The 14,097-nt window shown below is 43.0% G+C and carries 10 protein-coding genes and 1 tRNA gene; 5 read left to right on the top strand and 6 right to left on the bottom strand.

The window, feature by feature from the left end:
• The first annotated feature begins 3 nt into the window (after positions 1 to 3).
• From pstA to CAL7507_RS23310, 3 genes are all read left to right on the top strand, one after another.
• Complete coding sequence (pstA, locus tag CAL7507_RS23320) at positions 4 to 885, top strand: phosphate ABC transporter permease PstA (RefSeq protein WP_015130948.1); 882 nt, start codon at positions 4 to 6, stop codon at positions 883 to 885.
• A gap of 56 nt (positions 886 to 941) precedes the next feature.
• Positions 942 to 1,748: a phosphate ABC transporter ATP-binding protein PstB gene (gene pstB / locus CAL7507_RS23315; RefSeq protein ID WP_015130947.1), complete on the top strand. Its 807-nt coding sequence runs from the start codon at positions 942 to 944 to the stop codon at positions 1,746 to 1,748.
• Positions 1,749 to 1,934: 186 nt separating this feature from the next.
• Complete coding sequence (locus tag CAL7507_RS23310) at positions 1,935 to 2,357, top strand: hypothetical protein (protein ID WP_015130946.1); 423 nt, start codon at positions 1,935 to 1,937, stop codon at positions 2,355 to 2,357.
• 60 nt (positions 2,358 to 2,417) lie between these two features.
• Here CAL7507_RS23310 and CAL7507_RS23305 read toward each other — a convergent pair.
• The 3 genes from CAL7507_RS23305 to CAL7507_RS23295 all read right to left on the bottom strand — a co-directional run bounded on the left by CAL7507_RS23305 (position 2,418) and on the right by CAL7507_RS23295 (position 7,244).
• A tRNA-Gly gene (locus CAL7507_RS23305) sits at positions 2,418 to 2,488 on the bottom strand.
• A 57-nt stretch (positions 2,489 to 2,545) separates the two neighbouring features.
• Positions 2,546 to 3,589, bottom strand: a complete 1,044-nt coding sequence (locus CAL7507_RS23300) for a cell envelope integrity protein TolA (RefSeq protein ID WP_015130945.1) — start codon at positions 3,587 to 3,589, stop codon at positions 2,546 to 2,548.
• A gap of 127 nt (positions 3,590 to 3,716) precedes the next feature.
• A complete protein-coding gene (locus CAL7507_RS23295; RefSeq protein ID WP_015130944.1) occupies positions 3,717 to 7,244 on the bottom strand; it encodes a response regulator in 3,528 nt (1,175 codons plus the stop codon).
• A gap of 841 nt (positions 7,245 to 8,085) precedes the next feature.
• Here CAL7507_RS23295 and CAL7507_RS23290 point away from each other — a divergent pair.
• Positions 8,086 to 8,730 (top strand): GNAT family N-acetyltransferase, encoded by a 645-nt coding sequence (locus CAL7507_RS23290; protein ID WP_015130943.1) that lies wholly within the window; start codon positions 8,086 to 8,088, stop codon positions 8,728 to 8,730.
• Positions 8,731 to 9,831: 1,101 nt separating this feature from the next.
• Positions 9,832 to 10,386, top strand: a complete 555-nt coding sequence (locus CAL7507_RS23285) for a hypothetical protein (RefSeq protein ID WP_015130942.1) — start codon at positions 9,832 to 9,834, stop codon at positions 10,384 to 10,386.
• A 9-nt stretch (positions 10,387 to 10,395) separates the two neighbouring features.
• Here CAL7507_RS23285 and CAL7507_RS23280 read toward each other — a convergent pair whose 3' ends face one another.
• The 3 genes from CAL7507_RS23280 to CAL7507_RS23270 all read right to left on the bottom strand — a co-directional run bounded on the left by CAL7507_RS23280 (position 10,396) and on the right by CAL7507_RS23270 (position 14,005).
• Entirely contained in the window at positions 10,396 to 11,544 is a 1,149-nt protein-coding gene (locus CAL7507_RS23280; RefSeq protein WP_015130941.1) for a histidinol-phosphate transaminase, read from the bottom strand.
• Positions 11,545 to 11,643: 99 nt separating this feature from the next.
• Complete coding sequence (locus CAL7507_RS23275) at positions 11,644 to 12,285, bottom strand: YqiA/YcfP family alpha/beta fold hydrolase (RefSeq protein ID WP_015130940.1); 642 nt, start codon at positions 12,283 to 12,285, stop codon at positions 11,644 to 11,646.
• 172 nt (positions 12,286 to 12,457) lie between these two features.
• Positions 12,458 to 14,005, bottom strand: coding sequence for a FecR domain-containing protein (locus CAL7507_RS23270; protein WP_236556805.1), 1,548 nt, complete (start codon positions 14,003 to 14,005; stop codon positions 12,458 to 12,460).
• Positions 14,006 to 14,097 lie beyond the last annotated feature (92 nt).

Raw genomic sequence — 14,097 nt, 5'->3', positions numbered from 1 at the left:
ATTATGAGTTCTAGTTTTTCAGAAAGCAGCCTGACTCGCGCTCCCATGTCTAAGAGGACGCTGTTTAACACAGGGATGACGGTTTTAGCGTTTGTCTGTGGAGCCTTGGTACTGTTGCCTTTACTGGCAGTACTCTCTTACGTCATTATCCAAGGCTTTAGTAGTCTGAGTCCCAGCGTATTTTTTGAGCTACCACCCGCACCACTCAGAAAGGGCGGCGGTTTTGGTAACGCTATTTTGGGAACTTTATTGATGGTAGGGATTGCTGCTTTGATTAGCGTCCCATTTGGTGTTTTGGCAGCAATCTATTTAACAGAATTTAGTTCGGCTAAGATAGCAAGATGGGTAAGATTTGCAACTAACATTCTCAGTGGAGTTCCCTCCATTATTGCTGGGGTATTTGCCTACGGGATTGTGGTTTTGACCTTAACAAAGCTCAATTTAGGTTCCTACTCGGCTGTAGGTGGGGGTTTCGCTTTAGCAATTTTGATGTTGCCAATTATTGTCCGTACTGCTGATGAAGCTTTGCAGTTAGTATCCCAAGATTTGCGACAAGCATCTACTGGGTTAGGTGCGACACACTTTCAGACAGTAACACAAGTAGTTTTACCGGCAGCCTTACCAGCTATTGTAACTGGTTCAACCTTGGCGATCGCTCGCGCATCTGGAGAAACAGCACCTCTACTATTCACGGCTCTCTTCTCGCCATTTTGGCCGGATAGCCTGTTTAAACCCACAGCTTCCCTAGCTGTATTAGTTTATAACTTCGCTACTACTCCCTTTAAAAATCTCCAATCATTAGCTTGGGCAGCGTCCCTAATCCTGGTACTGATGGTATTGATCACCAGTATCATTGCTCGCTGGGCTACTCGCCAAAAAGCCTAGCGCAACCACGTCACAAGGGCATATTCACATCCCACAAACCGACACCACACTATATCATGGCTACTAACATTGGCACAGTGAATGGCACCCAAACCGTTCTACGTACAGAAAACCTTAACATCTACTACGGCAACTTCTTAGCTGTGCAGAATATTTGGCTAGATATCCCGAAAAATCGGGTGACAGCCTTTATTGGTCCTTCAGGTTGCGGTAAAAGCACATTATTGAGATGTTATAACCGTCTCAACGACCTAATTGAATCGTTTCGAGCAGAAGGTAAGGTCTTTTATTACGATAAAAACTTGTATGCACCCGACGTTGACGCTGTAGAAGTGCGTCGTCGAATCGGGATGGTATTTCAAAGACCGAACCCATTTCCGAAATCGATTTTTGACAACATTACCTACGGGGCTAAAATCAACGGTTACAAAGGCGATCTGGAAGAATTAGTAGAGCGGAGTTTACGCCAAGCGGCTTTGTGGGATGAAGTCAAAGACAAACTCAGACAAAGCGGCTCATCTTTATCTGGTGGACAACAACAGCGTTTATGTATTGCTAGAGCGATCGCAGTACAACCAGAAATTATCCTGATGGATGAACCTTGCTCTGCTCTTGACCCCATCTCCACCCTGCGGGTTGAAGAACTCATTCACGAACTGAAAGAGCAATACACCATCGTTATTGTTACTCATAACATGCAGCAAGCTGCACGGGTATCCGATAAAACAGCTTTTTTCAACGTCAAATCATCAGATAAAGGTGGTCGTACTGGCTTCCTGGTTGAGTATGACGCCACAGAAGTAATCTTCAACAATCCTCAACAGCAAGATACTCGCGATTACGTTAGCGGTAGATTTGGTTAAATTGTGCAAAACTCCGGTGCGGCTGTTGAAATTTGACAGTCACGCAAAAATTTATGAGCGATCGCCGCTTTTCTTATTGACTTCATTTGCTCCCTTCGACTACGCTCAGGGAGCGTTTTTATGTTGACTGAGCAAAGCGATGCGCTAACAACTCAACCACGACTTTAAATCTTGCAGCGCGGTACTATGACGGATGAGAACCCCGATCAAATTACTGGAACCATTACGATCGCAGTGCTATCCCAAAACGATGGAAAGTACATTTGCCAGATGTCGCCATCTCTGACTGATTTTCCCACGGAGAACTTGCGATGCTATGGTCAAACAAAAGAACACGCGATCGCCATCGCCTTAGAACAGCTAGCCGATGATTATCGTCGGATGGCGGAAGAACGACAAAACATAAATTGGGATACAGCGGAGCAATCGGACTCTGGAGAACCAATTACCAAGCATTACCATGTAATTTTGCACTACGAACACATTGCTGAGGAAGAATCGAAGTTTGAGGCAATGCACAACACAATTGTGGGAAATACGGTAGTTGAGAATGCCAAAATCACCGTGATTGAGATTGATCCAGATATGCCAATTAATCTATCAACGTGATCGTGGGAATAAATACAAAAAACCCTTGAAAGCTTTAACTTACAAGGGTCATGTTTTTTAAGCGGGCGGCGGGAATCGAACCCGCATTAATAGCTTGGAAGGCTATAGTTTTACCACTAAACTACGCCCGCTAACTTCCAACTTTAAAAAGATAGCATAGTTTTATAGAATATTCAAGTATCTAATTCTTAAGGCAGGGGCTTGATTTGGATACGTACTGTGAGATTGCTAGGCTTTGGGTCGTTTGGGTCGTTGTCATACGCGGGTTCAAATTCCCAGCCTCGAAGAACTTCATTGGTAACGAAATCCTCATAATAGCTTCTTTCCTCGGCTGAGATGGCTCGATCGGCGATCGCGACTTTCTCAAGTTGACCTTTTTCCGAAATTGTTAATACAACCGTTAACTCTACAGGCTCACCAGGTTTCTTTTCAATAAATTTTACATACTCAAGACCTTTAGTAAATGGCTGATTGCTCTGTTTGATTTTAGCTGGGTGAGTGTGTCTATCGCTTTCTACTTGTTGAGGCTCTCCCATCAAATTTGCTATGAGGCTTCCACCTGTTGCATTAGAGGATGACGGTAACGGCTTTTGGTTATTAGAATTAGCTGCGTTCTCTCTTTGTTGTCGTTCAGCCAATTCCCGTTGCTGTCGTTCAGCTAACTCTCGTTTTTGTGCCGCAATTTCACGTTCTTGTTGTGCAGCGAGTTCCCGTTGTTGTTTTTCAGCTAATTCTCGTTTTTGTGCCGCAATTTCACGTTCTTGTTGTGCAGCGAGTTCCCGTTGTTGTTTTTCAGCTAATTCTCGTTTTTGTGCAGCGAGTTCCCGTTGTTGTTGTGCGGCGAGTTCCCGTTGACGTTGCTGTGCAAGAGCGATCGCATTCTGTTCTTCGGGGATAGGCTCAGGTTTTACAGTTAATTTCTGTATCGGAACTACTTCCTGCGGTAGCTTTTGAGTTGTAGTTAATGGCTTTGGCGCAGCTGGTTTTGGTTGAGACTCAACTGGTTTTACTCTGGTTTTTGATTTTGTAACCTCGACGAATTCAATCGGAATCTCTGCCTTACTCGGCTGCTGCCACAACAGACTAGACTGATACGAACGTATCAGCCAAAATGCTAGCAAGTGTAGTCCCACTGAACCTATCACTACCGCAATCCACAAACCAGGTGGATCAGTGTGTCTCCTCCAGACCTTGTCTGGACTTGAAGTTGTATCCGTAACTGTTGGTGTCATCTGAAGTATTAAGTATGAAGTATCCTCAAAGCCTTAAAAATGACCAATGACAACCCTCTCTTGTCACAGACGCTACGCGAAGACTAGTTAACTTCATTTACGCTGACCTACTTACTCCAGTCTGATTTTAACGATTAACCATCAACTCTGGAGCCACAGCAAAAGTCAGAACTGTTTCATCTACTCCTTTAAGTTCCAAAGGACTTACTTTAGTGATTTCTTCATCCTGCAAATAATCTGCCACAGCAGCAGAGACCAGAATAGTACCGGGAATAGCAGCAGCCTGCAATCTAGCAGCAATATTCACACTCGGACCAATAGCAGTATAATCAGCGCGTTCTGCACTACCGAACATCCCTACAACTGCTGTACCTTGGTGGATACCACAACGAAACTTCACTCCAGCATGTCCGTCAGCATCGAATATACCTTGGTCTCGCCAACGTTGGTTTAACTTAGCTAGTGCGTGATGCATTGCTCTGGCTGTGTTGATAGCGCGACGTACCTGTTCATTGGGAGTTAATTCTTCCGGCGCTCCGTATAAAGCTAAAATAGCATCTCCCATAAATTTATCCACAGTGCCGCCGTTATCAAACACAGTTTTGGTCATAGCTTCTAAATACTCATTGAGTAATTCCGCTACTCGCCGGGATCTCAGAGTATTTGCTAGCTGAGTAAAACCCACTATGTCACTGAATAAAACCGTAATCAAGCGCGGTTCCGGTCGTAAATCTAGAGTCAAATCTCCCATTGCAGCTTTTTGCACCAAAGCAGGCGGCAAAAAGCGCTTCAGCACCGATTCTGTCAGATAAGTATTTAGCTCCAAAACTCGCCGTTCGTTTGCCTTCAAGGCTAAAAGATTCTTGACTTCAGCCAGAAGTTCCCGGTCATTAAATGGTTTGGCTAAATAAGCATCCGCGCCATATTCTGTACCTTCAATGCGGGTTTCTTCATCAACTTTAGCTGTCAGCAAAATAATTGGTGTTCCTTTGAGCTTATCCTCATTGCGGATCATCCGAATCATTTCCAATCCTGTGACTACAGGCATCATTAAATCAGTCACAATTAAGCTGGGTGAAGTTGCTTGAGCTATTCGGAATCCCTCAGCGCCATTACGAGCCGTCTGGACTTGATAACCATTGCTACGGATGATATCAGATACATAGGTTCGCAAATCCGGGTTATCATCTACGACCAAAATTGAGTGGTCATGTTTTTCCAGACCAGCTTTACCGTTCTTTTGCAAGTCCTGAGTGTCAGAAATGGGTGATAGTTCTTCGATATTATCTGTTATGGACTCTATTAGTTCTAAATCAGCCAATTCCACGCTAGCGCGACTCGTTGTTAGCTCGGAAGGTGTTTCCAGTACTTGCTCTCTAGGTAAGTGATGATTTCCAGTTATCAGCCATAAAGTAAAGGTAGTTCCTTCCCCGTAAACTGAATCCACAGTTACTTTACCACCGTGTAGTTCCACTAATTCTTTAACTAAAGCCAAGCCCAAACCACTACCTTCATAGGAGCGGTTTTCTGAGCCTTCAGCTTGGCGGAAGCGCTCAAATAAGTGGGGAATTTGCTCTTGAACAATGCCAATTCCGGTATCTTGTACTTGTAAGATACAGCGATCGCCTTGAGATACCAGTCTGACATTGATCGTGCCACTTTCAGGGGTAAACTTCATGGCATTTGACAGGAGGTTATAAACCACCTTGTCAAATTTTTCCATATCCAAGTAAACTTGGGGACATTCACCAAGCTGAGTCACGAGATTTAGAGCCTTCTTCTCGCAATATGGGCGAAATGACTCGACTATTTGGCTCACAAATTCCGCCAAATCGCAGGGGCGAAAACTAGGCTGCATCCTCCCCGCATCCAGGCGTTGCAAATCAAGTAGTTGATTGACTAGTCGTAGGAGACGGCGGGAGTTTCGCAGGGCGATCGTACTTTGAGAATAAGATAGCCCTTCACCCATGCTCACCGCTGACTCTAGAGGTCCCTGAATTAAAGTAATAGGAGTGCGGAATTCATGAGAAATATTTTGGAAAAATTCAGTTTTTTGTTTGTCTAATTGCAACAAACGTTCAGCCTGATCACGTGTTTTTTGATACAGACGGGATTGCTGCACGGCGATCGCTGCTTGAGATGCTACTGCTTTAGCCAGTTCGATATCCGATGACAACCACACTCTCGCTTGACTATTAACACGCAACGTGATGCTGCCAATGCATTTGCCATCAGCCAACAAAGGCACAACCATGAGCGATCGTGCCGGCATTTTTAAAGGCAAATCAAACCCTTTAACTTCTGACGAACAATTACTCATATCAGTAATTACCACAGGCTGCTGTGTCTGCAAAATTTCTTGCAGTATCGGATTCTCCTTAATTGGTGCTTGAGAATCGGGTAATTGCTGTTTTAATTTGTGGTGATTATGATCTAAATTTTCTCCCTTAACTACCTTGAGAGCATCCTCTAGATTTTGAGAACTATCATATAAGCCCACACACTGAACAAACTCATCTTCCTCTGTCCACAAAGACAGGACACAGCCATCGACTTGTAAAGCTTGCCCTAGTTGTTCGGTAATAGCTGCAAAAATATTTTGTGGGTCTAGGCTAGAGCGAATCGCCGTAGTAATTGTATTAATTAATACTTCTCTTCTAGCAAGGGCACGTACTTGCTCATAAGTATAGGCTTGAGAAAGAGCTAAGGCTGCTTGATCCGCCACCATCGATACCAGCTGCACCTCCTCATCTCGCCAGATACGGGACTCAGAACACTTATGTAGTGCTAGGACTGCCATCAGTTCCTGTTGACAAATCAACGGCACCACCAAGCTAGAGCAAATATTAGCTGTGGCAAAAGCTGTGGAACGTTGGCGGAGTTCAAGAGTATCACCTTGGATACGTTCATCATCTACCACATGATGAATCACCTGTACTTCGCGGGTTTCCCAGACCGTTTGAGCTAATAGAGAAGAGAAGGGTGATGAGGACGATGAGGAAGTAATATTTCCCCCATCTCTCTCATCTACCCCTCCTCCTGTGTTTTCTCCAGTCTTCTGGTAAATGAATCCCTCATCCACTAATCGCCCCTCTTGGAAAGGACGTAACAGACAAACATCCACCTCCAACATATGACCCACCGTATCGACAATTGCTTGTAAAATTTGCCGATAGTCTAAAGCACTGCGAATGGTATTTGTGACAGTGTTCAGCAGTGATTCTTGACGCAGTGTGCGGGTTAGTTCACGAGTTCGAGCTTTGAGGACATTGTGAGTATCTAGGGCTTGGCGTACTACTGCTTTAAGTTCCTCAGCTTCCCAAGGTTTGGTGACATATTTGAATACCTTGCCAGCATTAATTGCTTCCACTAAGTCTTCGACATCAGTGTAGCCAGTTAAAATAATCCGGATAATATCTGGATATTGAGTCGCTGTCAGGCTCAAAAATTCTGTACCGCTCATTATCGGCATCCGCTGATCAGAGATGATCACCGAGACTTCTCCCTCTTGAGAGAGCAAATCCAGCGCCGCAGGACCAGAAGTTGCCCTCAGCACCTTATAGTCGCGATAGAAGGTGCGGTAAAGCAAGTCAAGGTTGTCTGGTTCATCATCAACAACCAAAATTTTAGGCTTACTGTTTGCTTGGGATTTCATGCACCGCTTTCCTGCTGCAACGGCAGTTGGATAAAGAATAATCTGATCAGGTAAGGATGTTTCTGAGTCAGGTAAGAGCAGAGCATTTCGACCAATAAGGCTATTTGGTTACATGACTGCTGAGTGTAGGAGCATTTACTCACAGTAATTTGCCTCAATGGCTTGTACTGGTTGCCATTGGCTCTGGTGCAGAGCAATTGGTTTCATATGTAGTTTGAGTGCTACAGAGTCGATGCTGGCTGGCAAAATCTTCCCTCACCTCCGGCTAAAACTGTCCTATTATGATGTGCAGCACTCAAGTCTGGCCGAAAAAGCCATCTGTAGCTGCATATTAAGTTTTCCCGTTACAGCAGTTGCACTAACATTTGTAAGTAAATTTTATTTATGACACCCATGTTACATCTGGCAATGTTACAAAAATAAGATTTAAGGTCTAAAATATACTACTTATACCAATTCGATCTGAAAAATGCAGATTATTAGCCTCTCCGTAAAGCTATGCGTAGCTTTCTTAAGCGTAAGCATATGAAAACAGGCGAATAGTTAAACGTCAGAATAAACTTCACCCAGGCGGCTTGTTGTCAGAGATTGCTCACTTCTCTACTCTTAAAAAAGAAATATGCCTAAATCTCCTGAAATAAAGCTCATCGATTTATGATTAAATTGCAATTCTTTACAATAGTTAGGAGTGTAAGTTACAAAACTCTAAACGGTAACTTGTAATATGTTTGCTCGTCAAGCAAAACCAGATTCGTAATTTTACCACAAGCTAAATACTTACTGCATTTGAGAATTTTCACACAGCTTTGATGATCTTTTAGGATATTTGAGAAAATTTCCCTTGAATGAAATTAACACTAAACGAGCCTTGACATCCTGGTTTTTTCACTCATACCATCAAGAGTCAGTCACAGATGCCGCCGAGCCAGTTGAACGCCAACTCCAAATCCGTGCGGCTACACCTGCTGATTTGACGAGTGTTGCCCAAATTATTGCTGAGAGCTTTCACTCCCAACAGGGGATATGGGGATGGGCTTTCCCTGTGCTGCGTTTGGGTATTTACGAAGACTTAAAACACCGACTGGCGTCACCTGCTCCCCATCACGTTTGTTTGGTTGCTGTTGATACTACTATTGGTGCTGCTAATAATTTAGTAGGAACTGTAGAAATGGGTGTGCGTTTCAGTAATTCATGGGCACAGGTGGGTAGGAGTTTCCCGTACCTGTCAAATCTAGCTGTTTGCCCAAAATATCGTAGGAATGGCGTGGCCTCAGAGTTACTCACAAAATGTGAATATGTCTCCCGTGAGTGGGGATTTCAAGATTTATACCTTCATGTAGTGGAGGATAATCATCAGGCACGACAGCTTTATTTCAAGCAGGGATATCGAGTGGATAAAATCGAATCTAGTTGGAATATTTTTCTTTTAAGATATTCACATCAGTTGTTATTGCACAAGTATTTGAGGGCTAATTCAACTACCTAAATTTTGTTTTAATACGTGCTTAATTGTGACATTATAACTACAACGAACAGGATATAAAGGTGTTTATAAGCTGTTGTGATTATAGTTTGCACATTGAGGCAGCAGCAGAGCAGGGCACAAGGGAGGGGATTTACAGGTTTTGCCTAAAATTATCGTGACGAAATTTGTAGGCGCGACAGCTTACACTTAGTCCTCATATAGGAATCCGGTTTGATTATTGAAAAAATTCCGTACACTTTAATCTTAAGTGTAGGGTGGGCATTGCCCAACGCCACTCCTCTCAACGCGGGAAACCCGCGCACGAGGGTGGCTCCCCTACGTGTATTTCAGAAATCAAATATGAGTCCTATATCTGACTTTGCAATTCAGTCTCAATAGTTGAATTATTTACGTGAGAGTTGTTAATCTACTCAATTTACCAATCGTCAGACATTTGGTAATTACCTATTTTGATCTCTAGAGATTTTGTCATTTACAAAAAATTACATTATTTTTTTAATAGCATTACTATAAAAAGTGTAACATTTTCTGGTCTGCTTCAGAATGTTTAAAAAAATCTTACCAAAAATATTTTATTCAGAGTTTTTGAAGTATATCTACATTCAGGCACGAGAAAATATAATGTTGGTAATTATTACTATGATTACTAATTAATAATATAGAATTTATAACTAAACTTTAAAATATGTAGGAATCCGATTTGGTTAAAAAAAAATCAAATCGGATTCCTAATATATTATGTTGAATAATATTTCTTACTTAAATAATAAAGATCACAAAGCAATTATGATATAGATATTCGGTAAAACAGCCCTTAGAAGAATCTGAAAATCCTCATAGTAACTTTGTATTTAAGATATTCATCTTTATAAAAACTTTAAAATAAAGTTCACTCTAGTGGAAGACAAATCCAGTTAAATCTCATAAAATATGATTACCGAATTATTGAACAATCTCATTTGTTCATAATCTCAGGTTAGCTGACCAAAAAAATTTGATCAGATCATACATAAAAGAAATCAAAAATCTTAATTTCACTGAACATCAAATTCTAGCGTTGAGTGTATACTACTAACCAATTATTAGCAAGTTTGAAAAAACATGGATAGCGAACAGCGCCGACGCTATCAGACTGCTATGGTATCAACTTATTACTCTGACACCACTTTCCCTGACCGTTTTGTCATGCCAGATGGAACTGAGCAATCTCAAGGCTCGGATATCCTCACACTTTTACAAACTGGAAAGGTTTTCATCGTCAATAGTCGTAGGCGGAATGGCTTAATCCTCTTTAAACGCTACCATGCAGAATTTGCTGGGCCTGGAGCAGCGGTGGGTGGGGATTATGACTGTGATTGTCAAAAGGCACTACCGATAGGTAACTTGTCTTTGTTAACACCCGAATCTTATGAGGAGCGCCAGAAGGCTTATTTAATCAGGCGACAATGGATTCGATTAATCAAACAAATTACAGAAAACCCAGTACCGCAGCAACGAGTCCAGAAAATTCTCGATCAATTTGAACAATACTTTCCACCAGAAATGGTAGCTAGTTTACCTGATTTTGTCTTTGCTCTTTTAGTGGGTGTGTTGCCACAGACTGCTGGCATGGTACGCCGTTTGGGCAGTGAAGGAGATGGCAGGTTTAATTACTGAAGCAAATCGTTAAAATTCAAAATCCGTCAAAGCAGCTTGGATTCGATTCAGGGTGCGGGCGTTTTCTTCAATAGTTCCTATAGTAATTCGCAATCCTTCGTTCAGAAGCCGTACCAGGGTTCCAGAAATCTTGAGTTGCTGGTGTAAACTTTTTAAAGCAATGTTTTGCGCGCTTGCTCCATTTTGTTGGAGACGCAGATAAATAAAGTTAGCTGTACTTTCTCTAATTTTTAATGCTGGATGTTGAGATAAAACTTGGATTAGTTTGTCTCGTTCGGCTAAAGTTTGGGAAATTGATTCAAGCAAAAGTTGACGGTTTTGTAAAGCAGAAATTGCTGCGGCTATGGAGAAACTCGGTAAATTATAAGGTAAGCGGACTTTTTCTAAGATAGCGATCGCTTCTGGATGAGCGATACAATAGCCAACACGTAGCGCTGCTAGCCGGAAAGCTTTAGAAAAAGTACGTAATATCAACCAGTTGGGGCGCTGTGCTAATTCTCCAGCTAAAGTATTTTGGCTAAATTCAAAATAAGCTTCATCAATCACTACCAAAATTTGTTCACTCAAACTTCTTAGCCATGTCAACTCCGCTGTCGTTAAGGTATTAGCCGTGGGGGAATTGGGATGAACGACGAAAACTGCCCGAATTGGAGGATTTTGAGTTTGTTCGATCGCTGATTGTGCAGCTATTAAGTCAATTTCAAAATTAGCCTCACTTCTTGGCACTGTGACTACGGGAATACCCAGAGTTTGTGCCAAAATTGCGTACATCGAAAAAGTAGGATTAGCAACAAGAATTGCGCCTTCTCCTCCTAGACAAGTGGCAATTAATAAAGAGCGGATTAGTTCATCTGAACCATTACCTACAGAAATATTGGCAGCAGTCACAAAGGATGGTGCGGGGTTAGCTGACTCATTGACATATTGGGCGATCGCATCTTTGAGTGTCTCATGTCCACCATCAGGATAACGATTTGTTTCAATTACCTGCTGATAAGTCCAAGCTAGCTTTTCTTTTAACTCAGGTGGTAAATCATAGGGGCTTTCATTCGTATCCAGCCGATCAAATTGTGTGGGCACGGCTTCGGCTGTATCGCTGCTGGGATGGGCTTTATAAGCGGTGAACTTAGCTAAATCTGACCGGATGAATGGGAGCATAGTTTTAGAAATTAGTCATTTGTCCTTGGTCATTTGTCATTAGTAACAGGCGTAAGACAAATGGCTAAGGACATTGGTAGAGCTTAATATTTTACAGCTTCAAGGTAGCTGGCAGAAGAGATGAATTGCTTGCCAAATTTCTGGCATTACATTGCCCAAGGCATGATCGCTGTCTAGTTCTACTAATTCTACCCAAGGACGCGATCGCACAAAGTCTCGACTGGCGGCAATGGGTATGACTTCGTCTTTTTTGCCATGCAAAATCAGTGTGGGAATGGGGCGTTGGAATGCTTCCTCTTGGTATTGAGTTGCATCTGTCACAAAATCATAACTGAGGGGAAGCGATCGCCTTTCACCGTAGTGGTAAACCATGAGATATTTTTCTTGTTGCCAGCGCTGCACTGCTTCATTTCCTAGCTTGGGCAACCAATGAGATAAGAAATCAAAAGCTGGTGCTAACAAGACTAAGCGTTGTACTTGTGGGTATTTCTGCCCCAAATGGGCTGCCGTCAAACCACCTAAACTTGAGCCAATTAGTGTCACTGGCAAAGAATTATCAGAAAATTCTGCGACAACTTGGGTTATTTGACGAGTGATTGTCAACCGAGAGAAATCACCAGCATTTAGCTCCGGGATTGTCAGCTTTGTCTGAATTTGGGCAAAGCGATCGCCTATGTCCTGAGCTTTGGCAGAATTAGGACTGGAAGCGAAGCCATGAAGGTAGATGTACTGGGTAGACATGGTAATTGCACTGTAATACAGCTTCCCATGATTTTAAGTAGTTGGGCCTCCTGGATTATTAGGAGGTTTAGTTTCCGGTGGCTTAGTCTCAGGAGGTTTAGTTTCCGGTGGCTTAGTTTCTGGTGGTCTAGTTTCCGGTGGCTTAGTCTCAGGAGGTTTAGTTTCCGGTGGTCTAGTTTCCGGGGGCTTTAGTTTCCGGTGGCTTAGTTTCTGGTGGCTTAGTCTCAGGAGGTTTAGTTTCCGGTGGTCTAGTTTCCGGTGGCTTAGTCTCAGGAGGTTTAGTGTCCGGTGGCTTAGTTTCCGGTGGTCTAGTTTCCGGTGGCTTAGTCTCAGGAGGTTTAGTCTCAGGAGGTTTAGTTTCCGGTGGCTTAGTTTCCGGGGGTTTAGTTTCCGGTGGCTTAGTTTCTGGTGGCTTAGTTTCCGGTGGCTTAGTCTCTGGAGGTTTATGTCCTGGTGGCTTAGTCTCAGGAGGTTTATGTCCTGGTGGTCTATGTCCTGGCGGTTTAGTTTCCGGGGGCTTAGTCTCAGGCGGCTTAGTCTCAGGAGGTTTATGTCCTGGTGGTTTAGTTTCCGGTGGCTTAGTCTCAGGAGGTTTAGTCTCAGGTGGTTTAGTTTCCGGGGGCTTAGTCTCAGGTGGTTTAGTTTCTGGCGGTTTAGTTTCCGGGGGCTTAGTCTCAGGCGGCTTAGTTTCTGGTGGCTTAGTTTCTGGTGGTTTAGTTTCCGGAGGTTTAGTTTCTGGTGGTTTAGTTTCCGGTGGTTTAGTTTCTGGTGGTTTAGTTTCCGGTGGTTTAGTTTCCGGTGGTTTAGTTTCTGGTGGTTTAGTCTCAGGCGGTTTAGTCTCAGGCGGCTTTGTTTCCGGGGGCTTGTCCTGTGAATTTACATTATTATTATCGTTGTTATTTTGAGAAGTCTGCCGCTCAGTATCTGATACAACTTGTCCTGTTTCTACGAGGGAATTTACTGAAGGATTCTCATTGAGGGTGTTTGATGAGGGAGTATCTTTGCTGGCGTTGCTGGATGATGAAGAACTATTGCTTAACTGTAAAAAAGATGGGTTGTCTACTACTCCCCTACCGCTTATGGGTGACTGTGCTGCTACGGCTGCGGCGGTTTCAGCTTGAACACTAGCGATCGCCGGATCGGGCATAGGCTTAAGATTCTGCCTAGTCAAATCCAGCCCTTGAACTAGATCGCTGGTTTCATAAAAATTCCTTAGATCAAAATCGTATAAGCCTTGAAATTTATTCTTAACAATAACTATTAACTGTCCTGCTTCCAGCAATTGACTTTGAGAAGCTTCTTTGTTAGAAACTTCAATGCCACTATTTGTCAATGCGCCTAAAACTGTGGTGTCTGTTTGTTCGTCATAGCGTACAAATAATGCTGAACCACGAATTGCTGCTGCTGCGTTAGGTGTTTGTATGCGTGTTTGCCCCCTTCCAGGAGGTATCAGCAGTAGCACAGTCCCATTTGATAGTCGAAAGTTGCGAGTTTGTGGCAAAAATTGAAATAGAGCTTGTTCTCCAACTCGTGCTAAAGAGCCATCGTTAAAGCGCAACTCTGCTAAGGAAGCTCTACCAGTAGATAAGCCATCGCCAGGAATTATAGTGTCTAATTTTCGTGCCGGACGCTTCTGTGGGTTATTTCTAATGATCAGTTGGACTAAATTACGCAGATTCTGAATCTCAGCCCGCGTCAGAGGAGCGTTTGCACTCACCATATTTGGCGAGGGCAAAGCTATAACCCCCCATAAACCAACCACTAAAAGTGGGAAAAATTTATGATGAAACATAATATTTTGAAAACTCGGAA

Origin of the sequence: Calothrix sp. PCC 7507, from assembly GCF_000316575.1 — a bacterium.
Lineage (GTDB): Bacteria > Cyanobacteriota > Cyanobacteriia > Cyanobacteriales > Nostocaceae > Fortiea.
This window is presented reverse-complemented; position numbering and strand designations above follow the sequence as displayed.